The organism is Ruegeria sp. YTSA219 (assembly GCF_059609985.1).
In genome coordinates, this window is sequence record NZ_JBXWMT010000001.1 from 37,836 (window position 1) to 64,700 (window position 26,865).

The following is a 26,865-nucleotide window of genomic DNA, read 5'->3' on the forward strand; positions in this document are numbered from 1 at the left end:
GCTATCAAGATTTGGCAGCCTTTTGACGGGCCATTGCAGAGTCGACATCACTGATGCCCAGCAGGCTGACGACCAGTCGCAGTAAGGAATCCTCTTCACCCGTGCGGTGCCCATCCGCCAGAGCGACCGACCACAAGGCCTGAACGACTGCCAGGCGGTCGTCATAGGCAACGGCCTCTTTGATTGCGCGAGTGAACCGTACGGTGTCCGGTGCTTCGGCCTCGAGATCTTCGGCGCGGGCGCGCAGGCCGGCGGCTCCGAATGGGGATAGGTCATAGCGTTCAACCGAAATCCGGTCGATCCGCGCCATTTCACTGTCGGCATAGTCGTTGTCAGATCGGGCAACGCGCACCAGCAGGGCCGTCAAGGCCAGTCGAGCATCGTCATCGGTGAAAGGGGCGGGCTGAGGCTGGGTCAGTCGAGACAGAAAATCACTAAACATGAGACAGGTATAGAGAGGCCTTACGCCTCTTCCAAGCGTCTTTGCACACGCTTTCTGGCGGTCTTGCTGTCGTTAAAGCTCAGACCCATGGCGATGCGGGCTTCTTCGACGATTTTCATCTCGCCCTCATCTGTATTCCCGTCGGCCAGAACCACCTCCCAGAGGGCATCCAAAGCGGCCAAGCGCTCGTGCAGGTCCGTGGTTTCCCGGATCAGCTTACCGAACGTGTCCGTTTCCGGTGCAGCTGCGTGCAGTTTCTCGCACGTGGCGCGGACCTTTGCGGCTTCGATCGCATTATGTTGATAAAGTCGGGCGAGGATACGGTCGATCAGGCTGATCTCTTCCAGCTTATAATCCCTGTCCGCTTGTGCAACGCGCACCATAAGCGCCCCGAGTGCAAGTTCAGCGTCTGGGTCGGGCAGATTGTCGTGTTGTGGCGGGCGGAAAGCCTGAAAGAGTTTTTTCAACATGGTCAGAGATTATTCCATATTTGATAACCCGCCAAGCACGGACTATCGCGCAAGGCTCAGAATGATCAAAAGACCGCCTGCTACAGCCGGATAGCGCGCTGGGTCAGAGTACCTTTCGCGCTTCGTCTTGCAGCCAGGCCAGCATTTTCCGATAGGGTACAGGGCCATAGCTTATACGCGCGACTCCCAGCCCAGCCAAAGTGGCGGTGTCCGGTGTGCCGGGTAATGCTATGATATTTAGCGGCAGGTCGATTGACTCTACCAACCGGGCAATCATGGCCTGATCCCGTAGGCCGGGGGCGAAGAATCCGCTGGCCCCTGCATCTGAATAGGCTTGTGCTCGGACCATTGCCTCTTCCAGCATCGCATCATCATGGGTTTCGGGCTGCGCCTTCAGGAAAATGTCGGTCCGCGCGTTGATAAACGCAGGAACGCCCGCCGCATCGCAACCTTCACGCATCGCGCTGACACGGGCGGCCTGAGTTTCAATATCGTACAACTCATTTGATCCGATGATCTGGTCTTCGAAGTTGAAGCCGACAACGCCGGATTCAAGGGCCAGCCTGACATTGGCAGAGATACCCTGAGCATCAGCCGCATACGCACCTTCGAAATCCAGAGTAACCGGAAGATCAACGGATTCGACAATCCGGCGAGCATTGTCCAGCGCGGCCTGCATCGGGATGTTTTGGCCGTCGCTGAACCCTTGTGCCATCGCAACAGGAGCGCTTCCAGTGGCAATGGCTTGGGCGCCAGCGTCGCGCACGGCACCGGCACTGCCAGCATCCCAGATATTGTACAGGATAACCGGTTCGCCCTTTTTGTGCAGGGCCGCGAATGTCAGTGCATTGGTGATCTGATCGGTCATGGACGGTCTCCTATCTCTGAGTTGCGGACAGTTAACCGTGCAAAGGGTCAGCGCGTACAGTCTTTTCGCGCTGACCGATACAATCTGCTTTCGTGCCTGGTGTCAGACCAGACGCGAGGTGTCCTTGGCAGCGCGCACAAAGTCGCGGAACAAAGGATGCGGGTCGAACGGCTTTGATTTCAGCTCGGGGTGGTACTGGACCCCAATGAACCACGGATGATCCGACCACTCGACGATTTCTGGCAACCGGCCGTCGGGGGACATGCCTGAGAAATTGAGACCAGCTTTTTCCAGCTTGTCGCGGTATTTGATGTCCACTTCATAGCGGTGGCGGTGGCGCTCCTCGATGGCGGTACCGCCATAGACTTCGGCCACTTTTGACCCTTCGGCCAGAACCGCGTCATAGGCGCCCAGGCGCATGGTGCCGCCCTTGTCATCACCGACTTTGCGTTCGACCTTGTGATTGCCCTGCACCCATTCTTTCAGGTGATAGACCACCGGTTCAAACCGCTTTTTACCGGATTCATGGTCGAATTCCTCGGACCCGGCCTCTTTGATGCCAGCGGCATTTCGCGCGGCCTCAATTACGGCCATCTGCATGCCCAAGCAGATGCCCAGGTAGGGCACTTTATGTTCGCGGGCATATTGCGCAGCCTTGATTTTGCCTTCGGTACCGCGCTCACCGAATCCGCCGGGCACGAGGATCGCGTGGAAGCCTTCCAGATGCGGGGCGGCCTCTTCGGTATCGAATACCTCGGCATCGACCCATTCGACCTTGACGCGGACACGGTTGGCCATCCCGCCATGGGTCAGCGCCTCGGCTATCGACTTATAGGCGTCTTCCAACTGGGTGTACTTACCGACGATGGCGACCTTCACTTCGCCCTCGGCATTGTGGATGCGATCACTGACGTCTTCCCATTTGGTCAGATCGGGCTTGGGGGCAGGGCTGATCTGGAAGGCATCCAGAACCGCCTGATCCAGTCCCTCGCGGTGATAGGCGAGCGGAGCATCGTAGATGGTGCTGAGGTCCTGCGCAGCAATCACGCTATCGGGGCGGACGTTACAGAACAAAGCCAGCTTTTCACGTTCCTTGGTCGGGATCGGGCCTTCGGACCGGCAGACCAGAATGTCAGGGGCCAGACCGATCGAACGCAGTTCTTTTACCGAGTGCTGGGTCGGCTTGGTTTTCAATTCGCCCGAGGCTTTGATGTAGGGCAGCAGGGTCAAGTGCATGAACAGGCATTGGCCGCGTGGTTTGTCCTGGCTGAACTGGCGGATGGCCTCAAAGAAGGGCAGGCCTTCGATATCGCCCACGGTGCCGCCGATCTCGCACAGCATGAAATCGACTTCATCCTCACCAATGGCGATGAAATCCTTGATCTCATTGGTGACATGCGGGATCACCTGAATGGTTTTGCCCAGGTAATCGCCGCGGCGTTCTTTTTCCAGCACGTTGGAATAAATCCGCCCGGAACTGACCGAGTCGGTTTTGCGCGCGGCGACGCCGGTGAAGCGTTCGTAATGGCCAAGGTCCAGATCGGTTTCTGCCCCGTCATCTGTAACGAACACTTCGCCATGCTCAAAAGGCGACATGGTGCCCGGATCGACATTCAGATAGGGGTCCAGCTTGCGCAGACGCACCGAATATCCGCGGGCCTGCAACAGCGCGCCCAAAGCCGCCGAAGCCAATCCTTTGCCCAAGGATGAAACCACACCACCAGTGATGAAAATAAAACGCGCCATGTTTTTCGGCTGCTCCCCGTGAGACGTCAATATCAGCTGCCCGGCGGTTCAAGAAAAACCGCTGCATCACGGGACTTCACGTATAAAGGATTCGCGCCAATAGCGCAAGAGAACCGCAAGATGCTGTTGCAGTTCTCTTTTCGGTTTCTAGGTTTTGTGTGTCAGTTGGCCTGCGGGATCAAAGGCGCGTTGTCACCCTGTGCCGGAGGCAACAGGTCATCCGCCGACGGAATTGCCGGTGTGCTTTCTTCGGTCGCGGCCGGTGCCTGTGTCCCAATCCGGTCGAGCACAGAGCTGCCCGAGGATTTTTGTGCCGCCAGAATGGTCAGCGTGATCGAAGTGACGATAAAGCACGCGGCTAAAATCCAGGTCACCTTGCCCAATGCTGTTGCAGCCGACCGGCCAGCCATGGCACCGCCTCCGCCGCCACCCATGCCAAGGCCGCCGCCTTCGGACCGCTGCATCAGGACGACAGCGATCAGGCCCAAAGCCAGAAGAAGATGGATAATGAGAACGACGTTTTCCATGGTGGTCCTGTACAGCGTGGCGTGTATCGCGAGGTACTTATGCAAGTTTGGTTCCGGGGGCAAGTCACGAGTTACCATCACGCCAAGTGATCTTCGGGATCACAGCAAAGAGACTGGACAGGCAAGGGGGTGGTAAAGCAGGCTGCGGCCTATGCCACATGACAATCCCGACCATCCGCACGCCTTATTGCCGCCTGAACCCGCACTTCGCGTCAAGGCGCTGGAAACGATTCTGACCCGCAAGGGGCTGATCGACCCGGCGGCTTTGGATGAGATCATCGACACTTACCAAAACAAGATTGGCCCGCAGAACGGTGCCCGGGTTGTTGCCAAAGCCTGGACTGACCCGGCCTTTAAGGCCGCACTGCTTAAGGATGCAACGCCCGAGGTGACAAAGCTTGGTTTTTACGGTCGGCAAGGTGAACATATCGTTGTTGTCGAAAATTCCCCTGATCTCCACAACATGGTCGTTTGCACGCTGTGCAGTTGCTACCCATGGCCTTTGTTGGGGATTCCACCGGGGTGGTATAAATCGGATGCCTATCGTGCGCGGGCCGTGCGTGAGCCGCGTAAAATTTTGTCAGAGTTCGGAGTTTCTCTGGCGGATAAAACAGCCGTGCGGGTTTGGGATTCAACGGCCGAGATACGCTATCTTGTTCTACCCATGCGCCCCGATGGCACCGATGGGATGACCGAAGACGACCTGACCGCGCTTGTGACCCGTGACAGTATGATCGGAACCAGCCTGCCAAAGGTGCCGTCATGACCCGCGTTCACGATATGGGAGGACGGTTCGGCGACGGTCCGGTGATCCCCGAATCCCAAGATGCAGTGATTTTCCCAGAAGAATGGCACGGGCGCGCATTGGCACTGACATTGGCTGCCGGGTTTCTGGGACAATGGAATATCGACATCTCGCGCCATGCACGCGAACGACTGTCGCCCAAAGACTATGCACGATTCTCTTACTACGAAAAATGGGTGTCAGCACTTGCAGATCTGTTGGTAGAGCAGGGGGTCCTGACTTTGGAAGACCTTTTGGGCCAAGGAACGGATGCTTCACATCCTTTGGCTTCCCGCGCGCTGACAGTCGGGGCGGTTGAGGGCGTACTGTCCAAAGGCGGTCCGGCTGATCGACCCTCGAATATCGCGGTGCAGTTTGATCCCGGCCAAAAGGTGCGTACAGTACGACCGGCTGCCAACCGCCTGAAAAACGGTGGTCATACCAGGTTGCCATCTTACGCTTCTGGCGCTTGCGGTCGGATATTACGCCTGCATGGGACGCATGTTCTGCCGGATTCCAATGCTCATGGTCTGGGAGAGGCACCTGAACCATTATATGCGGTTGCATTCCCAGCCTCTGAGCTTTGGGCCGATCCCGAGAACCGAAATGACGAGGTCATATTAGATCTGTGGCAAAGCTATCTGGTGCCCGATGAGTGAGTGTAACGCACAGCCATTACCCGAGCTGGCATTCGCAGAGCCCTGGCATGCACAGGTCTTTGCGGTCACGGTCGCGTTGAATGAAGCGGGACGATTCGAATGGTCGGAATGGGCCGATCGGTTTTCGAAGATGCTAAAAAGCCATGGTCTGAGCAAAGAGCTGAATGGTGGCAACGACTATTTCCATGCCTGGCTGGAAACACTCGAGGCCTTTTTAGCCGAAATGGGTGACGCGAACCCAAGTGATGTCGCTGCAGTCTCGTTGGATTGGGAGAAAGCCTATCTGACGACTCCACATGGTGAACCCGTTCATTTGTCGAATGGCTAGAAAGGGGGCGCTGCCCCCGCCGCGGCAAGCCGCGACTCCCCCGAGGTATTTTGAGCCAGATGAAGCAAGGGATCCTCTCTTCATCTGACTAAAAATACCTCCGCCGGAGGCACCACGCACAGTGTGGTTATGATCTGCGGCGAATTATCGGTTTCCCTGTCGCTGACACATCGCTATACGAGCCGGGTTTGATATCTCAGCGCAAAAGGACCAGATATGGCCAATGTGGTTGTTGTCGGCGCCCAGTGGGGTGACGAAGGAAAAGGCAAGATCGTCGATTGGCTCAGTGAACGGGCCGATGTGATCGCGCGTTTTCAAGGCGGGCATAATGCCGGTCATACGTTGGTAATCGACGGTGCCGTCTATAAGTTGCACGCTCTGCCATCCGGTGTGGTACGTGGCGGCAAGCTGAGTGTCATTGGCAATGGCGTTGTTCTTGACCCCTGGCACCTGCTGAAAGAGATCGCAACGATCCAGGCGCAGGGGGTCGAGATATCGCCCGAAACGCTGATGATCGCAGAGAACACCCCGCTGATCCTGCCCATCCACGGTGAACTGGACCGCGCACGCGAAGAGGCGGCAAGCAAAGGAACCAAGATCGGGACCACGGGGCGGGGAATTGGCCCCGCATATGAAGATAAGGTTGGGCGGCGTTCTGTGCGGGTTGCTGACCTGGCAGACGAGGCGACCCTTGAGGCACGCGTAGATCGCGCGCTGCAGCACCATGACCCGCTGCGCAAGGGATTGGGGATCGAACCCGTGGACCGCGATGCACTGATTGCTCAGCTAAGGGAAATTGCGTCCGAGATTCTGCCTTTCGCAGCACCCGTTTGGAAAGTACTGAACGAAAAGCGCAAGGCTGGTAAGCGTATTCTGTTTGAAGGCGCGCAGGGTGCCCTTCTGGACATCGACTTTGGAACCTATCCGTTTGTGACCTCGTCCAACGTGATCGCCGGTCAGGCGGCGACCGGCGTCGGCATCGGGCCCGGCTCGATTGATTTTGTCCTTGGCATCGTAAAGGCTTACACGACCCGTGTGGGTGAGGGGCCGTTTCCAACCGAATTGGATGATGCGGATGGCCAGCGTCTGGGTGAGCGTGGGCACGAGTTTGGTACGACCACCGGGCGCAAGCGGCGTTGCGGCTGGTTTGATGCCTGTCTAGTGCGCCAAACCTGTGCCACTAGTGGCGTAAACGGTATTTCGCTAACCAAGCTGGACGTACTGGACGGATTCGAGACGCTGAAAATCTGTGTTGCCTATGACCTTGACGGTAAGCGTCTGGATTATCTTCCCACTGCAGCCGATCAGCAGGCACGATGTACTCCGATCTACGAAGAGGTGCCTGGTTGGAGCGAATCAACGGAAGGCGCGCGCAGTTGGGCGGACTTGCCTGCAAATGCCATCAAATATGTGCGTCGGGTCGAAGAGTTGATCGAATGTCCGGTTGCATTGCTGTCCACTAGCCCAGAGCGGGACGACACCATTTTGGTGACAGACCCGTTTGCTGACTGATGGCCGGCGAACAGAAAAATGGCCTGAGCTATAAAGCGCGTCGTCGTTGGTCGATGGTGCTGCTGCTGATTGGCCTGCCGGCTTATATCGTTGCGGTGGTGACGGTGATAAACTGGTTGGACCGGCCACCAATTTGGTTGGAACTTCTGGTATATGTAGCGCTCGGCATTTTGTGGGCTCTGCCTTTCAAATTCATCTTCAAAGGTGTCGGAAAAGAAGATCCAAACGGATCCTCTGACTAAGCGGCCTATTCCGGGCTCATCCTGCGGCGGGTTCATACGCCTGCCCACAAAAGATCGCCCAATGAAAAAGGGCCGGAGTTGGTCTCCGGCCCTTCTTTCTTTTCGGTTTGAATTCAGCCTGCGGCGCGTTCATCTCCGTCAGGGCGGAACCCGATCTCGTCCGAAGCCGCAAACCGACCTCCGCCGGCTTTCTCAATCTTGCCATCGCGCAGCAGTTGCCCGAATGAGCGCAGGCTTTCCTCGCGATTAAAATCGTCCTGCTTGAGAGAACGGATCTTGTTCATCAGTTGCGGGCGCGAGAATTGTTCCTGGCCTTCGATGAACGACAGATAAGATGCCGCAGCTTCCAGCAGGTCCGGCAGAGATTGTGCGCCCTGTTCCTGCGCATAGTGCGCAAAGCCGCTTTCCTCGATCGGAAGACCCAGCGGTTTGGATTTTACACGGCGCGGAGAAATCGGCCCCATTTCATCCTCGTCTTTATTGTCGATGCGCTGTTCAGCAACCAGCTTGAGGGGAGCGGCAGGCTCTGCCTTGGGACGGGCAGTTGTAACATTGCTTTCGGGGCGGCGCGGGCTGATCTGCTGAGCCTGATTACGGTTCAGCGCATCTGCGCGATCAGCATTGGTTGCGGCCACTGCATTGCGCAGACGGGAATATGTCTCGCGCTGATTGGCGGTCGCGGGATCATCCATCTGTTTGACCGCCTTTTCCATCAGGCGAGAAACGTCCTCGTCCAGGTTCGGTTCCTCAGGCAGAGGCTCGGATGCACGGGCGGACAACACGGCTTCGACGCTGGCGATTTCGTCAAGCAGAGTTTCCTCGTCTTCTTCGGTCAAATAGCCGGCAACCTCTTCAGGTTCGTCTGCGTCCGCCGAAATGTCTTCTGTCAGGATATTGTCGATTTCGTCGCTCTCGGCTTCGTCCGTCTCGGCACTCAGATCCGAAAACAAAACCTCTTCTGCCTCGACAGTGGTCACGTCGTCGGCGATGGGTGCGACATCAATTTCTGGCACGGCGGGGGTCTCTTGGGCCGGGCCTTCGATCTCTGCCTCTTCCGCGGCGGGTGAGGGCATGTCCATCTGAGGTTCGGGCTCAATTTCCTGAGCCGCTTCAACCTCTGCATCGGCCGCGGGGGATTCGACCAGATCTGTGGGGGTCAGAGTTCCGGCCTGAAAGGCAGCCGATACGGCATCAGTTGGGCCGGATTCGGATTTCATCAGGGGCGAATCTTCATCCTCGGCGTAGATCACCGAGTTTTCTTCGCTATGAGAGACTACCGCCCGGATCCGTTGCAGCTTTGCGGCGATACTATCAGCGGCGGGTTCGGGTCGACCCTCTACCGGCTCGGCCTCTGCGATGGGCGCGGACTGTGAGGGGGCAGGGGTATAGGCCGGAGCACTCGGGGTACTGGGCGGAGCCATGGGCGCGGTAGAAAGGGACGGCGAAGCGGCACGGTCTTGCGCCCGCAGAAGCAATCCGTTTTCGTTCTGGCTGGCTTCGACTTTACGCGTCGCATCTCGCTGAGCGATGCGGGTCAGCATTTCGGCGTCTGGTTGCGGGGGTTCGGACCCAAAATACCTGTCATCCGCTGCAAGGTCGCGGAAGTATTCGGCAATCGACTTCATCGTTTCAAAAGAATCGTCAAATCCTTCCAAAGTGCACGAGAAGGTTCCGTAGGAAACTGTCAAAACCTTGTTATTCTGTACCATCAGACGTACGTCCTCTACAAACTACACGAGCCATCAGCCCGGTCGTGGGCAGAGCTATTGGCTCAGAACTTTGTCCATGAACCTATCATTTTGTGGTCTCAATGTGTCAAAACCCGGAAAAAATGATCAATCTCATGAAAAAGACGCGAATTGTACGTTCGAAAGAGTCAATCACGCTAGTTGGAAGCGGTCAAATTGGCCCTGAAGATTTGGATTTGGCGTTGATTCGCACCAAGTTGGCCGTCGCCGCAGATGGTGGGGCGGCAAGTTTGTTGGAAATTGGGCGCATTCCAGACGCTGTTATCGGTGATTTTGATTCGCTTGATTCGGATCACAAAGATCAGATTCCGCTGGATCGACTGTTTCCAATTAGCGAACAAAACAGCACGGATTTCGACAAAGCCCTGCGCAGTGTCGAGGCGCCGTTGGTGATTGGGGTCGGTTTTCTCGGGGGGCGTCTGGATCACCAGTTAGCAGCACTAAACGTCTTGGTTCGCAGGCAAGATCAGCCCTGTATTCTGATTGGCGAAAGTGAGATTATCTTTCACGCACCCCCCCAAATCTCGGTTTCTATGGCACCTCGAGATGTCGTCTCATTGTTTCCATTACAGCGTGTATCAGGGCAAAGCCGCGGCCTTGAATGGCCAATCGACGGTTTGGTGATGGAGCCGAACGGCGCTGTCGGAACGTCCAACCGCGCATTGGGCTCGGTTGAATTGCGTATGGATGGGCCGGGCCTTTTGGTAATGTTTCCCAGGGCGATGCTGGATCAGGTCATGCAGGCGCTTCTGTCGGGGCCGTCCGGGCGCTGGCCCGCTCACGCAGAATGACATAGAGGCCGGCGGCGATGGTGATGCAGATGCCCAAAGCGGCGACACCGTCGGGCAGGTCGTGAAAGATCAGCCAGCCAAACACCGTGGCGACCGGGATTTCGAGATACTGCATCGGGGCCAATGTTGCAGAGGGTGCATATCGCAGCGACCAGGTCATGAACAGATGTGCGACCGTACCGAGAAGCCCGATTGCAAACAAAAGCCAGACATCGCCCAAATTCGGAGCAATCAGGGACAGCTCCCAGATTCCGGCGGGTGTTCCCACCAACAGTGCAGGCAGTAGGATGACAGAGGCTATGACGCCCGACACGGCCTGCAGCGCAATGGGATCTGTAGCTTTTGCAATTTGCCGGGTCACGAGCATGAACAGGGCAAACACCACCGCGACGACAAGTGGAAGCAAAGCCGCATATCCGACTTCGGCAAAGCTGGGTTGAATGACAAGCAATGTACCACCAAAGCCCACAAGGCACGCAATCAGGCGCCGCTTGCCGACTTCTTCCTTTAGTACCAGTTTGCCAAGAAGCAACATGATAAACGGCATAACAAAGGCGATGGCCACAGCGTCTGCCAGGGGCAAGTATTGCAGGGCACTAAACATCGCGGTGATACCGACGATGTGCAGCAGAGTTCTTATGACAGCGAGACGAAAAATGCGCCTCGGCATTTGCCAGGGCCTGCCGGTCCAGGCGACCAGCGGAACCAGCAACAGGGCCTGAAGTGTAAACCGGACAAAGACCAGCATCCCAAGTGGCATGGTTTCGCCCAGCAATTTGGCGACCGCGTCCCCCAGCGGTGCGAGCGCACAAAAGCCAAGCATCAGCACGATGCCAAAAACGGGACGATCCTGTGTCATGCAGCGACGCTAGCGCTTTGGCTGAACCGGGGAAAGCGAAAGCTAGGTTTCAGGCAAAGGCTGCATCTTGGTGTAGTCCGGGCCGATACAGATCGGTAGCCCGTCATCCATTTGCAACCAGTCCAGCTTTTCCTCATGCGCGACATGCAGTGTTGGCTGCAACTGGTTGGGGTCCTTCAGAAGGGCCACGTAGAGGTGCATTATGCCGGACATGGACGCAGACCGGAATGAGATCGGCGAGCCGCAATCAGGACAAAAGCTGCGTTCTACGCCGGGTGAGGATGCGAATGTCTTTGGTTCCTGGCCCGTCCATTTCAACTGTCCGTCGCGGACCCCGAAATAAGCTGTCATCGGGGCCGCGCATTGTCTGCGGCAACTGTCGCAGTGGCAGATCACACAGGACAGAACAGGCGGGTCCACCTGAAATGAAACTTTACCGCAAAGACAATGGCCATCCATCATGCTTCCCCGCTTTGTTTCAGCAATTCGGCACGTTCACCGCCAAACCGCCCAATGACGTTTCCTTGTATTTTTCATGCATGTCATGCCCTGTCTGACGCATGGTTTCGATGACGGCGTCCAGTGGTACGAAATGGTGACCATCTCCGCGCAGGGCCAAGGAGGCCGCTGATACCGCCTTGATCGCACCCAGCCCGTTGCGTTCGATACAGGGTACCTGAACCAGTCCGGCGACAGGATCACAGGTCATGCCCAGATGATGCTCGAGAGCGATCTCGGCGGCATTTTCCACCTGTTCCGGGGTGCCGCCCATAACCGCGCACAGCCCGGCTGCAGCCATGGCTGCGGCGCTGCCGACTTCAGCCTGACACCCGGCCTCGGCGCCCGAGATCGAGGCGTTGTATTTGACCAGCCCTCCAATAGCGGCCGCAGTCAGCATGAAATCTTCGATGTGGTTCTCTGAAGCACCGGGTACATGGTCCAGATAATAGCGCATTACCGCTGGAAGAACCCCGGCAGCACCATTGGTGGGGGCGGTTACCACCTGACCGCCAGCTGCGTTTTCTTCGTTTACGGCCATGGCGTAAACGCTCATCCAGTCGTTGATCGTGTGGGGCGCGTTCAGGTTCATGCCACGTTCGGCCATCAACGCGCCATAGATGCCTTTGGCGCGACGACGCACGTTCAAACCGCCTGGCAGAATGCCGTCGGTGGTCAGACCGCGCTCGATACAATCGTTCATGACCTGCCAGAGGCGCGCGGTGCCTTTGGCAAAACTGTCTGCACAGCCGCGCGCGATCTCGTTGGCGCGTTTCATCTCGGCGATGCTTTTGCCGCTGGTTTTGGCCATGTCCAACATCTCGACCGCCGATTTGAAAGGAAAGGGCACCGGTGCACCTTCATCTGTTGCCTTGCCCTGGGCCAGTTCTTCCTCGGTCAGAACAAAGCCGCCACCGATCGAGTAATAGACCTGCCGCAGGATCACGTCGCCCTGTGCGTCCGTGGCCATCAGGACCATACCGTTAGCATGGCCCGGCAGATTGTTTTCATAGTCGAAAACCAGATCGGCCTTGGGATCGAACTGCAGCGTGGGCAATCCTTCGGGGGTTACGCTGTGGGTCTCACTTATGCCAGCCAGTGCGGCCTCGGCCCGTTCGTGATCATATGTGTCGGGCACAAATCCGGCCAGGCCCAGGATCGTGGCGCGATCGGTTGCGTGGCCGACACCGGTAAAGGCCAGCGACCCGTGCAACGACCCGCGCAGCCCTGAAAATTCGAACGGAGAGGCGCGCATCATATCCAGAAACCGCGCGGCAGCAACCATTGGTCCCATCGTATGGGACGAGGACGGGCCAATGCCCACTTTGAACATATCGAAGACAGACAGAAACATATCAGGTAGCAAAGCCTTCCGGTGGGTTAGCATAGGTTGGTGAGGTAAAGGGTGTAACCCCTAAACCCTCGGCCGCGATTGCGGCGCGTGTTGCGGGGCGCGTCTCCAACTGCATTAGCATTCGCTGCAGATGCGGCGTGTCAGCGATCTGAAGCCAGCTGCGATCAGCCTTCGCAGGATAGAGCGCCATCCAGCGCATCTGACAGGCCAGATAATAGCTCAGGACCGATGGTATGTCCGGGCTCAGCCAGGAAGGCGCGCTTTTCGCAACATCGTCAAGAAGGCGCAAGTGCTGGCGCAAACGAGGGCGGATACCGGCGCGCAAAGGATTGACCTGCGCTGCGTCTATATATTTTTCGGCATAAAACAGAATACGCAGATCAGCGTGCAGCGTATTGGAGGCAAAGAACAGCCACTTCAGAAACGCGGCGCGGTTGCTGTCCATGGGGGTAGGGGCCAGCCGGCCATGCGTATCCGCCAGCCACAACAAGATAGCAGCGGTTTCGAAGATCGGCCCCTGTGGTGTTTCCAATACCGGGATCAGCCCATTGGGGTTCAGCGCGCGATATTCCGGGCTGTCCTGTGCGCTTTGGCGGCGGTCTACCAGAACGGTTTCATAGGGCAGGCACATCTCTTCCAGCGCCAGCCGGATGACCAGCGAAGCATTGTCCGGGGCATAGTGCAGGCGGTAAGGCGTGTTCATGCGAACTATGTATACCTCACGTATGTTTTCAACAGACCTGATTGCGACGTTTCCCATAGGAAACGCGTAGTTTCGCGACATGTTGGTCTACCGATCCGGACAATTCTCTCTCGCAGTTGTCGTAGGCATTCCGTATAAGTTCCGCAGCAAATTAGGGGGATGCTGAAATGGCCGGTGATCTGTCGCCCATCGACACTGCAAAATACGTCGCAGCACGCCGTGCGGCTGACATGGTGCAGAATGGGATGCGAGTCGGCCTGGGAACCGGATCGACCGCTGCATGGATGGTGCGTCGGCTGGGGGAACGGGTCAGAGAAGAAGGTCTGGCGATCAAGGGTGTTCCGACATCGACCCGGACGGCCCAACTGGCCCGTGAACTGGGCATTGAGGTTGTTTCCCTGGATCAGGCGGGATGGCTGGACATCACCATCGACGGTGCGGACGAATTCGACAGAGAGCTTAATCTGATCAAGGGCGGCGGCGGCGCGCACCTGCAGGAAAAGATCGTAGCCACGGCCAGCGACCAGATGGTGGTCATCGCCGATGCCGGCAAAGAGGTCGAGACTCTGGGTGCCTTCCCATTGCCGGTCGAGGTGATCCCCTTTGGCTGGCAGACCACTCGCACCCTGATCGAAGAGGTACTGGATACCATGGATGTTCTCGGTACCCGCTCGGCACTTCGCATGAACGGAGAAGCGCCGTTTGTCACGGATGAAGGCAATCACGTGCTGGACCTGCATTTGCAACGGATCGGAAACCCAAGGCAGATGGCGCTGGTGCTGAACCAGGTACCCGGCGTGGTCGAGAACGGGTTGTTCATCGACATTTGCGACAAGGTCGTGATCGGTTATGGAGATGGCCGGGTCGAACTGCGCGACATCAACGAGGGAACGGTGGAACTGGACGAGTTGTTTGATGGCGGCAAAGACAACCTGTTCACGGATTTGGCGGATTAAGGAATGAGCACCTCTCCGGTTGCTGAATACCGCGAAACCGAAGCAGATTTGGCTGCGCGAGCCAGGACGCTAAAACGCAACCTGATCAAGATCGGGATTGCGGCTGTGGTGGCGGCGTGGGGTTTTGTTTCCGCAGGGTGGACAGGTGGCACGCTTTTCACATTGGTGCTCGTTGTCCTTACTTCCGTCGTGTTGTTCATGAACTATCTAGTCTCACTCAATATGCCGTCGCCTGTGGCCCTAGTGGACTCTGGTGGATTGAAGCTACGCACGCGTAGAGGAATGATCCAAGACATTGTTTGGCCTGATGTACGCTACATTGATGCGTTGGACGAAACCGAGCAAAAACGACGCCCTATTTTTTTTGTTAGCTTCAACAAGTCAGATGGCGGGCATGAGTGTTTACCCCTTCCGTTGCAATCCATGCCGAAACCCATATCTGAGTGTTTCGTAGAGACGATTGAGCATTATCGACCAAATCTGTATGCGTCCTGGCAAGATCAACTGTCCCAGTGGTCCAGTCTGGGCCGTCATGAGTGACCGGGTACATCATTGATGATGGCTCGATAGCGTTGTCAGAAAACTGAAAGAGGCACTGTAAATGAGCTTTGACTATGATCTTTTCGTCATCGGAGGCGGCTCGGGCGGGGTCCGGGCGGCGCGTGTGGCGGCTGGCGAAAACGGGGCCAAAGTGGCACTGGCGGAAGAGGATCGCTATGGCGGGACCTGCGTGATCCGCGGATGTGTCCCCAAAAAGCTGATGGTTTTTGCCAGCGAATTCTCTGGCATGGTCGAAGATGCGCAGGCCTATGGCTGGGACGTCAAACCCGGTGCATTTGACTGGGATTTCTTTCGCGGCAAACTCCATGCCGAGCTGGACCGGCTGGAAGGCATCTATCGCAACATCCTGAAAAACAACGGCGTCGAAAGCTTTGATCAGCGTGCACACGTGGTGGAAGCACATACCGTCGAGCTGGCCGATGGCACCCGCATGACGGCCAAGCATATTCTGGTCGCCACAGGCGGACGCCCTGTTGTGCCCGAGTTTCCGGGCTCGGACCTGGCGATCACCTCGAACGAGATTTTCCATCTGGAAAAACTGCCCGAAAGCATCCTGATCGTTGGTGGCGGTTATATCGCCAGCGAGTTTGCAGGAATCATGAACGGCATGGGCGTGAAAACCACCCAGTTCTACCGCGGTGCGCAAATCCTTCGGGGTTTTGACGAAGAAGCGCGCGGTCTGATCAGCGAAGAGATGTGCCAGAACGGGATTGATCTGCATCTGGGCACCAATGTGCTTGAGATGGCCAAAGACGGTGACAAGATTCGCGTAAAGGCCACCAATGGCACGGAACAGCTGTTTGACGTGGTCATGTATGCCACTGGTCGCGCGCCCAATGCCGACAATCTGGGGCTTGAGGCGATCGGTGTTGAACGCGGCCGCAAGGGTGAGATCATCGTGGATGATTACAGCCAGACCGGCGTGCCCTCGATCTATGCGATTGGCGACGTGACGGATCGGGTAAACCTGACTCCGGTTGCGATCCGCGAGGGGATGGCTTTTGTCGAAACCGTATTCAAAGGCAACCCGACACCTGTGGATCACGACCTGATTCCAACTGCGATTTTCACGCAGCCGGAATTCGGCACGGTCGGGTTGAGTGAAGAAGACGCTGCAGCCCAAGAGCCGGTCGAGATCTATGCAACCTCGTTCAAGCCGATGCAAAAGGCATTCGCAGGTGGCACGCAGCGGGTTTTGATGAAACTGATCGTCTCTCAGGCCACGCGTAAGGTACTGGGCTGTCACATTGTGGCACCGGGCGCCGGCGAGATGATTCAACTGGCTGGCATTGCCGTCAAAATGGGTGCAACCAAGGAAGATTTCGACCGCACCGTTGCAGTTCATCCGGTCATGGCGGAAGAACTGGTAACAATGCGTCATCCTGTGCGTACGGCTTGATTTGCAACCGCGCGCACACAAGTTACAAGGGAACCCGTGATCACACGGTTCAACACAAGGGAATAGATAAAAATGGCGGGCAACAGCGGCGGCCCCTGGGGGGGCGGAGGCTCTTCTGGCGGCGGAGGAAATCGGGGTGACAACGGGGACGGGCGCAAGCCTCCCGAAAATGAAGGCCCGCAGATTCCCGAGATCGACGAGCTGATGAAAAAAGGCCAGGAACAGCTGCGCGTCCTGATGGGCGGCGGCGGTGGTCGTGGCACCAATGGTTCGGGCAGTGGCGGCGGTGGTGGTCCCATCTTTACCAAAGGGACCGTTGCCATTGGGTTGGTGGTGGGTGCAGTCCTTTGGGGGGCGGCCAGCTTTTATACGGTAAAGCCGGAAGAACAGTCAGTAGAGCTGTTTTTGGGTGAATTTTCAAACGTTGGAAATCCCGGTCTGAACTTTGCGCCTTGGCCATTTGTAACTGCCGAGGTCATTCCTGTGACCCGCGAGCAGAACGAAGACATGGGCGGAGCCCGTGGTAGCGATGATGGCTTGATGCTGACCGGCGACGAAAATGTTGTCGATATCGACTATCAGGTGGTCTGGAACATCAATGACCCGGCCAAGTATCTGTTCAATTTGCGCGACCCGCGCCAGACGATCCGCGCCGTGTCGGAATCGGCCATGCGCGAGATCATTGCACAAAGCGAGCTGGCACCGATCCTGAACCGAGATCGGGGTGTGATTGCTGATCGCTTGCAGGAATTGATTCAGTCGACGATGGACAGCTATGATTCCGGCGTGAACATTGTGCGTGTCAACTTTGACAAAGCCGACCCGCCACAGGACGTAATCGCGGCCTTCCGCGATGTTCAGGCCGCCGCACAAGAACGTGACCGTCTGCAGAACGTCGCCGACGCCTATGCCAATAAGGTACTGGCCGAAGCACGTGGTGAAGCCGCGCAAGTTGTGGAAGAGGCCGAAGGATATCGCGCCCAGCAGATCAACAGCGCACAAGGTGAAGCCAGCCGCTTTAGCGCGGTTCTGGAAGAATACTCCAAAGCGCCGGATGTAACGCGCAAACGTTTGTATCTGGAGCGGATGGAGCAGATTCTGGGTGATGTCGACAAGATCATACTGGACGAAAACTCGGCCGGTCAGGGACAGGGCATTGTGCCGTATCTGCCGCTGAACGAACTGCGCCGCAATCAATCCGGGGAGAGCAACTGATGCGTAAGTCACCCATTATCCTCATCCTTGTGGTGATCCTTGGCGTCGCTGGGCTGTCTTCGATCTTTATCGTTGATGAACGCGAGCGTGCGCTGGTTCTGCAATTCGGCCGTGTGGTCGCGGTGAAAGAAGATCCCGGTCTGGCGTTCAAAATTCCACTTATTCAGGAAGTTGTCCGTTATGACGACCGTATCCTGTCCATCGACGTTCAACCGCTTGAAGTGACGCCGTTGGATGATCGGCGTCTGGTCGTCGATGCCTTCGCCCGCTACCGGATTTCCGATCTGAACCAGTTCCGCCAGGCGGTTGGTGTCGGTGGTATCCCGGTTGCCGAGGATCGTCTGGACCGCATCTTGCGCGCTGAAACCCGCGAAGTTCTGGGTTCAGTTTCATCCCGTGACATCCTGAGCTCGGACCGGGCTGCGCTGATGCTGCGTATTCGCAATAGTGCGATTGCCGAGGCACGTGCGCTGGGTGTGACCGTCATCGACGTGCGTCTGAAAGCGACCGATCTGCCGCAGGCCAACCTCGAAGCGACGTTTGACCGGATGAAGGCCGAGCGGGAGCGCGAAGCAACGGACGAACGTGCCCGTGGTAATGAGGCGGCACAGCGCGTACGTGCCCAGGCCGACAGGACCGTTGTCGAACTGGTGTCGGATGCGCGGCGTGAGGCTGAGATCATTCGCGGTGAGGCTGACGCCGAACGCAATGCGATCTTTGCCGAAGCTTACGGAGCGGACCCTGAATTCTTTGAATTCTATCGTTCGCTGACCGCCTATCAGAATGCTTTGCAGGGCGGTAACAGCTCGATGGTATTGAGCCCGGATTCCGAGTTCTTCAACTATCTCAAATCACCCACCGGCCGGGGCCAATCGGCGGGGCAGGCGTCTGAATAATGGGTATGATCCTTCTGGCCTTTGGGCTGGTGTTGATTGTTGAGGGGCTGGCCTATGCGCTGGCCCCTTCGCTTATTGAACGTATGCTAGAGGCGTTGCGGTCTATGCCAGAGCAGGCACGTCGACTTGCAGGATTGTTATGTATGGTGGGAGGTCTCGTGTTGCTATGGGGTGCAAATCAGGTCGGGTTTTGAACAACGGCTACACTTCATGGTGATTTCCCCGCGATCCTCAGTTGCGGGCAAGGACAAACCAGCTACATTGGATATCAAGAAGGGCCGCCTGCGGGCGATCCAGATAGTGTTGACGACAAGGAGTTCCCACGTGCAGTCACAAGCGCGCATTATATCCGTCCGGCGGGACGACGTTGTTGGTTTCATGCGGTTGATGTGGCTGGCCTTTGCCGGGATGCTGCTTGTATTGGCGCAGTCAGTGGCCGCCCAGGCGCGGGGCGAAAGCCTGGCTCCGCTGGCCGATAAGATCAGCCCAGCGGTGGTCAACATCACCACTTCGACACTGATCGAGGGACAGACCGGCCCGCAGGGGATCGTTCCCGAGGGCTCTCCGTTCGAAGATTTCTTTCGCGAGTTTCAAGACCGTAACGGGGATGAAGATAACCGCCCCCGCCGCAGCAATTCGCTGGGCTCGGGGTTTGTGATATCCGAGGATGGTTTCATCGTTACTAACAACCACGTTATTGCCGAGGCTGATGAGATACTGGTCGAATTCTTCCCGGGCGACGGTCAACCGAAGAAAGAACTGCCTGCGAAAGTGATCGGTACAGATGAAAAAACCGATATCGCGCTTTTGAAGGTCGAAGCCACCGGGCCGCTGAAATATGTCAAGTTCGGCGATAGTGACATTGCGCGCGTTGGCGACTGGGTGATTGCGATGGGCAACCCGCTGGGGCAAGGGTTTTCGGTTTCGGCGGGGATCGTCTCGGCGCGGAACCGCGCGCTCAGCGGATCTTATGACGACTATATCCAGACCGATGCTGCGATTAACCGGGGGAACTCGGGCGGGCCGCTGTTCAATATGGATGGCGAGGTGATCGGCGTGAATACGGCGATCCTGTCGCCGAATGGCGGTTCGATCGGGATTGGCTTCTCGATGGCCTCGAATGTGGTGGTCAAGGTTGTCGACCAACTGCGCGAGTTCGGCGAGACCCGCCGCGGTTGGCTGGGTGTCCGCATTCAGGACGTGACCGAGGATATGGCCGAGGCGATGGGCCTGGACAAGCCGGGTGGCGCACTGATCAGCGATGTACCCGAGGGCCCGGCCAAAGAGGCAGGCCTGTTGGCGGGCGATGTGATCCTCAGCTTTGATGGTGTCGAGGTCGATGACACCCGTGGATTGGTACGTCAGGTTGGTGAGACAACGGTTGGCAAGTCGGTCCGTGTGGTGGTGCATCGGGATGGCAGCACGCAGACAGTGCTCGTGACTCTGGGCCGCCGCGAAGATGCCGAGCGGGCCGAAAGCGAAGAGGGTGAGGCAGAAGAAGCCCCGGTTGAGGAAAATGCCGATATTCTGGGGCTGACGATATCGCCCGTGACTGAAGCCCTGCGTGCTGATCTGGGGCTGGAGCCGGATACCGAGGGGCTGGTTGTGACCGAAGTGGACGAGGCGTCAGAAGCCTATGCCAAGGGTTTGCGCGCCGGTGATCTGATCACCGAGGCTGGCCAGCAGAAGGTCACTGCGATTTCTGATCTCGAGGACCGAATGGAAGAAGCCCGCACGGCCGGGCGGAAGTCACTGCTGCTTTTGGTGCGGCGCGGTGGAGATCCACGCTTTGTCGCGCTGAGCCTTGAAGAGTGATCTCTTAGGTTGAACAAACAGAAAGGCCAGGGCACCTGCTCTGGCCTTTTTTCTGTGCTGAAAAAAGATGAGCCACACGCCGGGGAAGGCGTATGGCTCTGGTACAGGGAGAGGTCAGTGGACAGATATCGGGGATGATTCTCTGACCTCCTACGGTAACAGTTCCTAACGTAATCTTAATGCGATCCGTCGTATGTGAAGCAGGTCACAACAGGTCAAATGAGGTCGGAATCCGCCAGTTCCCGCAGCGCCTCAAAATCATGGATCATCAGGCCGCCCCGCGAAGCTTCGACAACCTTGTCGCGTTTCCAGGTTGAAATTGTCTTTGAGACAGCTTCGCGCGTGGCACCAACGAATTCGGCCAGCTCGCTTTGGGACAGGGTAATGCGAGTGGTTGGATCGTCTTGAAGGTTGGACAGATGCAGCAGTTTGCGCGCAAGCCGGATAGGCATCGGCAAAAAGACCTGTTCATTCAGTTGCGACCCCATCCACCGCATGCGCAAACCGGCCAGTCGGATCATATCCACCGCAAGGTCAGGATGTTGGCGGATCTGGTTCATGACATCGGACCTACGCACACGCAGCACCCGAGAGGCCTCGGCCGCGGCCACGGTTGCGGTGCGGGGGCCATTGTCGAACAAGCCGATTTCACCAAAGACCTCGCCAGGCTTCATCAATGTCAACGAGAGTTTTCGACCGCTCATCGCCAAGAAGGACACCTCTAGCGTGCCGGCAAGAATGGCATAGAGGGCATCCCCTTCATCCCCTTGTTCGAAAAGGATATCACCAGGTTCGAGAGAAATCTCTGTCGCCTGTGCCGAGAGCATTGATCTCAGCCGGTCTGAAGCTTCGGATAGAAAGCCACTATTTGGGAAAGCCGTCATTTGGTGTGGTGCTCCGGCGGGAAAAGGTGAGTGGTGACACAACTTTTCATAGCCCAAGCGTTTAGCCAAGGATTTTGTTAGGTTTTATGGCCTCCCGCGCTTCACGGAAAAGTCATCCGAAGGGCGGTTGAGGATTTAGCCGTCATTGATGATCGGGATCATCCATATAGCTTTGCAACAGGCTGAACTGCAGCATGAGGAACGCCATAAGGGCAATGGGGAATCCGAAGGTCTCAATCTTGACCCACAGGTCGGTCGACATCGTGCGCCACACGAATTCATTTGCGACGGCCAGAACAGCAAAACACGCACACAGACGACGGGTCAGGATCATCCAGCCTTCGTGTTTCATGGGCAGAATCTCGTCCAGAACATAGGCAAGATAGGATTTCTTTTGCAGCAGCCCGATCCCCAGGATCAGAGCAAACAGGCCATAAACAAGCGTGGTTTTCATCTTGAAGAACCGCTCGTCATTGAACCAGGCGGTCAGGCCGCCGAAGAAAATGACCATGAAAGCTGTAAATATCTGCATCCGGCTTAGCTTGCCGGTCAGGTACCACAAGATGCCCATTGCCCCCAGCATCAGCGGCACAAAAATGATCGTGGCAATGATAAAGCCGGAATACTCGATGCCGCCGATCATAAAGCTGTCATCGCGCAAGCGCAGGTAGATGAAGAAAAAGGCCAGCGGAGGACCCAGTTCCAGCACCTGTTTCAGAAATGGATTTATGTCGGTCTTGCCTGTCATGTCTTTTGTCCTGCTGCTTACCCGCCCATTTCAACTATTACGGCGCCGAGTGCAATCAATGCCATCAGCGCGATCCGCCTTGGGCCGACGGTTTCTTTCAGAACCAGCCAGCCGATCAGGGCGGCAAAGACGGTGGAGGTTTCCCGCAGAACGGCGGCTTCGCCGACCTTGTCCAACCGCGTGGCCAGCATGATGGCCCCGAAAGATAGGGGGGCGATGATCCCGCCGGCGATGCCGCGCAGCGCCAAGGGTCCCAAGGCCGGGCGATGGGCCATCACGCGCCAGCGAAAGAACGCATAGATCGGCATGGCGGCCCCGTCGATCATGAAAAACCAGGCCAGAAAGGTGAACGGATCGGCCGTCGCACGAATGCCATAGGCGTCATAGGTGGTATATAACGCCACAAACAGGCCGGTTGCGAGGGCCAAGGCTAGGGCGATCCCAAGCGTTTCGCGGTTGGTTTCAAGAAACCGCAAATTATAGGCCGCCAGCCCGAATATCCCGGCCAGCAAGACCGCGACACCAAACCATTGGGTTGCAGAGAAGGTCTCGCCAAACAAAAGATAGGCGCCGAAAACGGTGAACAGCGGCCCGGTGCCGCGCACGACGGGATAGACCACAGTGTAAGAGCCCTTGGTATAGGCCATTGCCTGCAGTATCTTGTAAGCGATGTGGATCAGCCAGACGGTGGCGAAGATTGGCCACATATAGGGTTCGGGCCAGGGCACTAAAAAAAACGCGAAAGGTGCAGCCAGAAGACAGTAGCTGGCGTCTATGGCCCCGCGAGACAGCCACGGGTCGTGACGGCCCTTTTGTAATGCTCCGAACACCGCGTGCAAGAAGGCGGCCATCAGCGCGAGCCCAAGGGCAAGGTCATGGCCCTTGGGCGTGCCTTCCAGAGAGATGAGCCAGTCGCTCAAGACATCGACCTTTCGCGGGTGGAGAGGGTGGGGAGCTGTCTGCCCCCCACACCCCCGAAGATATTTTTAGCCAGTTGAAGTTCGGATCAGCGTTGATCGAGGCCGGTTAGAGCAGCGGCGAATTCATCGGGATCGAAAGGGGCGAGATCGTCGATCTGTTCTCCGACGCCTATTGCGTGAATGGGCAGGCCGAACTTGTCGGCCAGTGCCACCAGCACGCCGCCTTTTGCGGTGCCGTCCAGCTTGGTCATCACCAGGCCGGAGACATCGGCCAGTTTCTGAAAGGTATCGACCTGACTGAGTGCATTCTGACCGGTGGTGGCGTCCAAAACCAAAAGGGTATTGTGCGGTGCGGTTTCGTCGACTTTGCGGATCACCCGGACGATCTTGGCCAATTCCTCCATCAGGTCGGCACGATTTTGCAGACGACCGGCGGTGTCGATCATCAACAGATCGGCGCCATCCTCTTGTGCGCGGGTCAACGCATCGAAGGCCAGGGAGGCGGGGTCCGAGCCTTCGGGGGCTGTCAGGACCGGAACGCCTGCGCGGTCGCCCCAGACCTGCAGCTGTTCAACGGCGGCTGCGCGGAAGGTGTCTCCAGCTGCGATCACTACGTTCTTGCCGGCCGCCCTGAACTGGCTAGCTAGTTTGCCGATCGTGGTGGTCTTGCCCGATCCGTTGACGCCAACGACCAGTACCACCTGTGGGCGTTTGGAATAGAGCGGCATGGGCTTTGCAACGGGTTCCATAACCCGGGCGACTTCCTGCGCCAGAAGCTGCTTGATCTCTTGTGTCGAAAGTTTGCGGCCATAACGGCCCTCGGCCATATTGGCGGTGACACGCAGCGCTGTGTCCACACCCATGTCGGATGCAATCAACAGCTCTTCAAGCTGTTCCAGCATGTCGTCATCCAGCGTGCGGCGAACTGTTGTCTCGGTCTCGGCGCGCCCGAAAAGCCGCCCGAGCATGGATTTGGACGGCGCAGACTCGGCTGTAGTGGACACCGGTTTGGCAACTGCCTGTTCCGGTGCCATGTCCGGTTGCGCGACTTCGGGTGCCGGTTCGGAATGCGGCGCTGGCGCTGGCGGGATTGGATCCGGTGCAGTTGTTTCCTCGCCCCCATCTTCAACGATGGCATCCAACCCTTGTTCAAGGCGGGATGAGGATTTGAACAGCTTGTCCTTGAGCTTTGAGAATAGCGCCATTTTTGGTCTCCGCAGGTGTTCCTCTCACCTAATGCGGAATTGCAGCAGTTGCAAAGGGTCAGAGGAAGGCGATCAGAAGACCGGCTTGCGCCCCCCAATACAATACCCAAACCAGATAGGAGGTGAAACGGCGGCTGGGATGGTCCACTGGCAGAAGAAACTTCTCAGTCGCCAGGATCAGGTCGGACGCGATAAAGGACAAAGCCGCAGGTAAAGCCCAACGCAGCGCGCCTGTTTCGGGCAGGGCCAGGACCGTGATGCCCATGCCCAGAATGATCGGAATATACCCGAGAACGGGCCATTTCAGGTCTCCGGCACGCGGCGGTAATAGGGTGACAACGACAATACCGAGGAGGATCAAAGACCAGAAATATCCGGGCTTCTCCAGAATAAGCGCGGCGTCGCTGGCCGGATGGGACAGGAACAGCCCGATATAGGCCAGATGACCAGTTGCAAAGGCACCGATCCCGGCCATGAAGGTGGCATCACTTTCCCGGGACAGAAGGGCGTCCCCCAGCGCACAGAATGCCAGCGCAAGGATCAACAGAAATGGAGCGCCACTTTGGGCGGCAATGACCGCCAGAACTGCGACGGATAGGGTCTTTAGGATTGACCGAACAGCGCCAGCGCCACGCGAGGTCAATGGCAGGTAAGCCAGAGCGCAAGCTGTCGCAATCAGAAAGAGGGCATTGGTCATAGAGTTATCTCCGCAGCATGTACCGAACACTTTCGCAGCGCATAACCGCAAAACTCAATCGGTGACGTGAAGGCACCCGGTTGGAATGAAAAGGGAATTGGCCTAGCGGCCTGCCATCTGACAGAATGAACCCATGCTGAAACGAATTGCGATTCTGTTGTCGTTGGCTGCCCCGGCGGTTTGTGCTGACACATCCCTGTCCGGCGCGGAATTTGACCGCTATACGCTGGGAAAAACCCTGTTCTATGGCTTTGAAGGCAGGATCTATGGGGTCGAGCGTTATCTGCCGGATCGCCGCGTGATTTGGTCTTTTCTGGATGGGAACTGCAAAGAAGGGCTCTGGTACGAGCAGGAAGGACAGATCTGTTTCGTCTATGAAGACCGACATGACCCGCAATGCTGGGTATTCACTGAAACTGGCGGCGGTCTGATCGCTCAGTTCGAGGGAAATCCTGAGATGACCGAACTATATGAGAACGAAGACACAGACGCCGAGATGGTCTGTTACGGTCCCGAAGTCGGTGTCTAGCCTGTGCAGGGGTCAGAACAACGACCCCTGATCCGGCGCATCCTTTTTCGGCGGCTTTTTCGAAGTTGACGGTGACGCGGTAGACGGGCCGGTCTTCAATTCGCCATCTGCAAATTCAATGTCAAAGGATTGGTGATTTGCCGCCTGTTTTCGGGTTGTCAGTACCTGTCCTTCGGCGCGTACGACCGCATATCCACGTTGCAGCGTTGCCTTGTAGCTGAGCGTTTCACGCAGCCGGTCTGCGGTTTCCAGGGATTGACGCATCCGGTCCAGACGCGCGGCTTGCGCTGTACTCAAGCGTTCGGCTAGGCGGTTGATGTTTTGCCGTTGGCTGTCGATTTCGCGCTGGATCGGCCGGACAGACAGGCGCGACGAAAGGCTGCGCAGTGTTTCCTGTCGGGTTCCGACCAGTGAGCGTAATGTGGACGGGCGCAGATGGGCGGACAGTTTCACAACTTGCAAACGGCGGTTTTGCACGCCGCGCTCAAGTGCTGGTGTCAGTCGGTCCGCAATTAAATCAAGGCGTTGTCGCGGGTTGTTCAACAAGCTATCCGGGCGTGGTAATGCGCGGGATAAATCCCGCAACCGTTGCGACCGTCTTTGCACAGCGTCCGTGGCTGCACGGGACAGGCGGGCGCCCTGCTCTCCGGTCCAGGCCAAAAGTTCCATGCGGACGGGCACCGCAAGCTCGGCTGCGGCTGTGGGGGTTGGGGCCCTGCGGTCCGACACAAAATCAATCAGGGTCGTGTCGGTCTCGTGCCCAACGGCCGAGATCACCGGGATCTCTGATGCCGCCGTAGCGCGGGCCACGATCTCTTCGTTGAACCCCCAGAGGTCCTCGATTGACCCGCCACCACGGGCGACGATGATCAGGTCCGGTCGTGGCAGCGCACCGCCAGGAGTCAGTTGGTTGAAACCAGTAATCGCGTTCGCCACCTCAGGCGCGCAATTCGAACCTTGCACGGCGACAGGCCAGATCAACACTTTGCGCGGAAACCGGTCACGCAACCGGTGCAGGATATCGCGGATCACCGCGCCCGAGGGTGAAGTCACCACGCCGATGATCTGAGGAAGATAGGGCAGAGGCTTTTTACGCTCGGGTGCGAACAGGCCCTCGGATTCCAACTGTTTCTTTCGCTTTTCAAGCAGGGCCATCAGGGCACCCTGTCCGGCCACCGAAACCTCATCCACGTTCAGATTGTATTTGGACTGCGCTCCAAAAGCGGTCAGACGGCCTGTGACGACCACTTCCAGACCTTCCTCGGGAACCACGGACAGGGCAGCAACCTGGCCTTTCCAAGTGGTGCAGGCCAGTACGTTCTTGTCGTCCTTGATGTCATAGTACAGATGACCAGATCTGGCTTTGAACACGCGACCGACTTCACCCCGAACACGGATTCGGCCGAAACTGCCTTCCAGCGTCCGCTTCACCTCGCCCGAGATGTCGGAAACAGTGTATTCTGGGGTATTTTGGCCGGGAATGGGGTCGTCAAGCAGGTCGGACATTTC

The 26,865-nt window shown here is 57.4% G+C and carries 30 protein-coding genes; 14 read left to right on the plus strand and 16 right to left on the minus strand.

The genetic code is table 11. The annotated features are described in order from the left end of the window. Positions 1-4 precede the first annotated feature (4 nt). From AC2FFB_RS00220 to secG, 5 genes are all read right to left on the minus strand, one after another. Positions 5-442 (minus strand): tellurite resistance TerB family protein, encoded by a 438-nt coding sequence (locus AC2FFB_RS00220; protein WP_496874342.1) that lies wholly within the window; start codon positions 440-442, stop codon positions 5-7. 20 nt (positions 443-462) lie between these two features. Next, positions 463-912, minus strand: coding sequence for a tellurite resistance TerB family protein (locus AC2FFB_RS00225; protein WP_142634606.1), 450 nt, complete (start codon positions 910-912; stop codon positions 463-465). Positions 913-1,015: 103 nt separating this feature from the next. Continuing rightward, on the minus strand, positions 1,016-1,780 hold the full coding sequence (locus tag AC2FFB_RS00230) for an isocitrate lyase/PEP mutase family protein (RefSeq protein ID WP_142634604.1): 765 nt from the start codon (positions 1,778-1,780) through the stop codon (positions 1,016-1,018). Between the two features lie 102 nt (positions 1,781-1,882). Next, on the minus strand, positions 1,883-3,526 hold the full coding sequence (pyrG, locus tag AC2FFB_RS00235) for a CTP synthase (RefSeq protein WP_142634602.1): 1,644 nt from the start codon (positions 3,524-3,526) through the stop codon (positions 1,883-1,885). Between the two features lie 161 nt (positions 3,527-3,687). Next, on the minus strand, positions 3,688-4,053 hold the full coding sequence (secG, locus tag AC2FFB_RS00240; RefSeq protein ID WP_142634600.1) for a preprotein translocase subunit SecG: 366 nt from the start codon (positions 4,051-4,053) through the stop codon (positions 3,688-3,690). A 151-nt stretch (positions 4,054-4,204) separates the two neighbouring features. Here secG and nthA point away from each other — a divergent pair, with 151 nt between their 5' ends. The 5 genes from nthA to AC2FFB_RS00265 all read left to right on the plus strand — a co-directional run bounded on the left by nthA (position 4,205) and on the right by AC2FFB_RS00265 (position 7,578). Beyond that, positions 4,205-4,819 carry a nitrile hydratase subunit alpha gene (nthA, locus tag AC2FFB_RS00245; protein ID WP_496874343.1) on the plus strand — a complete coding sequence of 205 codons (615 nt, stop codon included), beginning with the start codon at positions 4,205-4,207 and terminating at the stop codon, positions 4,817-4,819. Next, entirely contained in the window at positions 4,816-5,496 is a 681-nt protein-coding gene (gene nthB / locus AC2FFB_RS00250) for a nitrile hydratase subunit beta (protein ID WP_142634596.1), read from the plus strand. The genes nthA and nthB overlap by 4 nt, the downstream gene beginning before the upstream one ends. Continuing rightward, positions 5,489-5,824: a nitrile hydratase accessory protein gene (locus AC2FFB_RS00255; protein WP_496687481.1), complete on the plus strand. Its 336-nt coding sequence runs from the start codon at positions 5,489-5,491 to the stop codon at positions 5,822-5,824. The genes nthB and AC2FFB_RS00255 overlap by 8 nt, the downstream gene beginning before the upstream one ends. A 216-nt stretch (positions 5,825-6,040) precedes the next feature. Next, positions 6,041-7,336, plus strand: coding sequence for an adenylosuccinate synthase (locus tag AC2FFB_RS00260; RefSeq protein WP_142634592.1), 1,296 nt, complete (start codon positions 6,041-6,043; stop codon positions 7,334-7,336). Continuing rightward, on the plus strand, positions 7,336-7,578 hold the full coding sequence (locus AC2FFB_RS00265; RefSeq protein WP_142634590.1) for a DUF2842 domain-containing protein: 243 nt from the start codon (positions 7,336-7,338) through the stop codon (positions 7,576-7,578). The genes AC2FFB_RS00260 and AC2FFB_RS00265 overlap by 1 nt, the downstream gene beginning before the upstream one ends. A gap of 113 nt (positions 7,579-7,691) precedes the next feature. Here the strand turns inward: AC2FFB_RS00265 and AC2FFB_RS00270 are convergent, their stop codons facing one another. Continuing rightward, entirely contained in the window at positions 7,692-9,287 is a 1,596-nt protein-coding gene (locus tag AC2FFB_RS00270; protein ID WP_496874344.1) for a hypothetical protein, read from the minus strand. A 134-nt stretch (positions 9,288-9,421) separates the two neighbouring features. Between AC2FFB_RS00270 and AC2FFB_RS00275 the strand changes: the two genes are divergently transcribed. After that, positions 9,422-10,117, plus strand: a complete 696-nt coding sequence (locus AC2FFB_RS00275; protein ID WP_281972311.1) for a thiamine diphosphokinase — start codon at positions 9,422-9,424, stop codon at positions 10,115-10,117. On the opposite strand, the gene AC2FFB_RS00280 is transcribed toward AC2FFB_RS00275, so the two are convergent. From AC2FFB_RS00280 to AC2FFB_RS00295, 4 genes are read right to left on the minus strand one after another with little or no spacing between them, the layout of a single operon-like run. Further along, the gene (locus AC2FFB_RS00280; RefSeq protein WP_496713464.1) at positions 10,062-10,976 is read right to left on the minus strand and encodes a DMT family transporter; all 915 of its coding nucleotides are present in this window, start codon (positions 10,974-10,976) and stop codon (positions 10,062-10,064) included. The two genes, AC2FFB_RS00275 and AC2FFB_RS00280, sit on opposite strands and share 56 nt — an antisense overlap. Before the next feature lie 42 nt (positions 10,977-11,018). Next, positions 11,019-11,438, minus strand: coding sequence for a GFA family protein (locus AC2FFB_RS00285; RefSeq protein ID WP_496687492.1), 420 nt, complete (start codon positions 11,436-11,438; stop codon positions 11,019-11,021). Positions 11,439-11,454: 16 nt separating this feature from the next. Beyond that, complete coding sequence (locus tag AC2FFB_RS00290) at positions 11,455-12,828, minus strand: L-serine ammonia-lyase (RefSeq protein ID WP_496874345.1); 1,374 nt, start codon at positions 12,826-12,828, stop codon at positions 11,455-11,457. A gap of 1 nt (position 12,829) precedes the next feature. Then, positions 12,830-13,531: a glutathione S-transferase family protein gene (locus AC2FFB_RS00295; protein ID WP_496687495.1), complete on the minus strand. Its 702-nt coding sequence runs from the start codon at positions 13,529-13,531 to the stop codon at positions 12,830-12,832. A 167-nt stretch (positions 13,532-13,698) separates the two neighbouring features. Between AC2FFB_RS00295 and rpiA the strand changes: the two genes are divergently transcribed. The 7 genes from rpiA (at position 13,699) to AC2FFB_RS00330 (ending at position 20,373) form a co-directional block, all read left to right on the plus strand. Continuing rightward, positions 13,699-14,487 (plus strand): ribose-5-phosphate isomerase RpiA, encoded by a 789-nt coding sequence (rpiA, locus tag AC2FFB_RS00300; protein ID WP_271946345.1) that lies wholly within the window; start codon positions 13,699-13,701, stop codon positions 14,485-14,487. A gap of 3 nt (positions 14,488-14,490) precedes the next feature. After that, complete coding sequence (locus AC2FFB_RS00305) at positions 14,491-15,027, plus strand: hypothetical protein (RefSeq protein ID WP_496693315.1); 537 nt, start codon at positions 14,491-14,493, stop codon at positions 15,025-15,027. Positions 15,028-15,088: 61 nt separating this feature from the next. Continuing rightward, positions 15,089-16,447: a glutathione-disulfide reductase gene (gene gor, locus AC2FFB_RS00310; RefSeq protein ID WP_496874346.1), complete on the plus strand. Its 1,359-nt coding sequence runs from the start codon at positions 15,089-15,091 to the stop codon at positions 16,445-16,447. A 72-nt stretch (positions 16,448-16,519) separates the two neighbouring features. Then, positions 16,520-17,662 carry an FtsH protease activity modulator HflK gene (gene hflK / locus AC2FFB_RS00315; RefSeq protein ID WP_142634572.1) on the plus strand — a complete coding sequence of 381 codons (1,143 nt, stop codon included), beginning with the start codon at positions 16,520-16,522 and terminating at the stop codon, positions 17,660-17,662. After that, positions 17,662-18,558, plus strand: a complete 897-nt coding sequence (hflC, locus tag AC2FFB_RS00320) for a protease modulator HflC (protein ID WP_142634570.1) — start codon at positions 17,662-17,664, stop codon at positions 18,556-18,558. The genes hflK and hflC overlap by 1 nt, the downstream gene beginning before the upstream one ends. Beyond that, the gene (locus AC2FFB_RS00325; protein WP_496874347.1) at positions 18,558-18,752 is read left to right on the plus strand and encodes a DUF2065 domain-containing protein; all 195 of its coding nucleotides are present in this window, start codon (positions 18,558-18,560) and stop codon (positions 18,750-18,752) included. The genes hflC and AC2FFB_RS00325 overlap by 1 nt, the downstream gene beginning before the upstream one ends. 184 nt (positions 18,753-18,936) lie before the next feature. Next, positions 18,937-20,373 (plus strand): Do family serine endopeptidase, encoded by a 1,437-nt coding sequence (locus tag AC2FFB_RS00330; RefSeq protein ID WP_246097166.1) that lies wholly within the window; start codon positions 18,937-18,939, stop codon positions 20,371-20,373. Between the two features lie 215 nt (positions 20,374-20,588). Here AC2FFB_RS00330 and AC2FFB_RS00335 read toward each other — a convergent pair whose 3' ends face one another. The 5 genes from AC2FFB_RS00335 to AC2FFB_RS00355 all read right to left on the minus strand — a co-directional run bounded on the left by AC2FFB_RS00335 (position 20,589) and on the right by AC2FFB_RS00355 (position 24,827). Further along, positions 20,589-21,257, minus strand: coding sequence for a Crp/Fnr family transcriptional regulator (locus tag AC2FFB_RS00335; RefSeq protein ID WP_142634564.1), 669 nt, complete (start codon positions 21,255-21,257; stop codon positions 20,589-20,591). 142 nt (positions 21,258-21,399) lie between these two features. Then, a complete protein-coding gene (locus tag AC2FFB_RS00340) occupies positions 21,400-22,005 on the minus strand; it encodes an inner membrane-spanning protein YciB (protein WP_496822520.1) in 606 nt (201 codons plus the stop codon). A 17-nt stretch (positions 22,006-22,022) separates the two neighbouring features. After that, the gene (locus AC2FFB_RS00345; RefSeq protein ID WP_271946361.1) at positions 22,023-22,925 is read right to left on the minus strand and encodes an EamA family transporter; all 903 of its coding nucleotides are present in this window, start codon (positions 22,923-22,925) and stop codon (positions 22,023-22,025) included. An 86-nt stretch (positions 22,926-23,011) separates the two neighbouring features. Next, a complete protein-coding gene (gene ftsY, locus AC2FFB_RS00350) occupies positions 23,012-24,130 on the minus strand; it encodes a signal recognition particle-docking protein FtsY (protein ID WP_496713469.1) in 1,119 nt (372 codons plus the stop codon). A gap of 58 nt (positions 24,131-24,188) precedes the next feature. Continuing rightward, complete coding sequence (locus AC2FFB_RS00355) at positions 24,189-24,827, minus strand: lysoplasmalogenase family protein (protein WP_281972305.1); 639 nt, start codon at positions 24,825-24,827, stop codon at positions 24,189-24,191. A 133-nt stretch (positions 24,828-24,960) separates the two neighbouring features. Between AC2FFB_RS00355 and AC2FFB_RS00360 the strand changes: the two genes are divergently transcribed. Then, positions 24,961-25,356, plus strand: coding sequence for a hypothetical protein (locus AC2FFB_RS00360; protein WP_496687511.1), 396 nt, complete (start codon positions 24,961-24,963; stop codon positions 25,354-25,356). Positions 25,357-25,368: 12 nt separating this feature from the next. On the opposite strand, the gene xseA is transcribed toward AC2FFB_RS00360, so the two are convergent. Next, entirely contained in the window at positions 25,369-26,862 is a 1,494-nt protein-coding gene (gene xseA / locus AC2FFB_RS00365) for an exodeoxyribonuclease VII large subunit (RefSeq protein ID WP_496713471.1), read from the minus strand. Between the last annotated feature and the right edge of the window lie 3 nt (positions 26,863-26,865).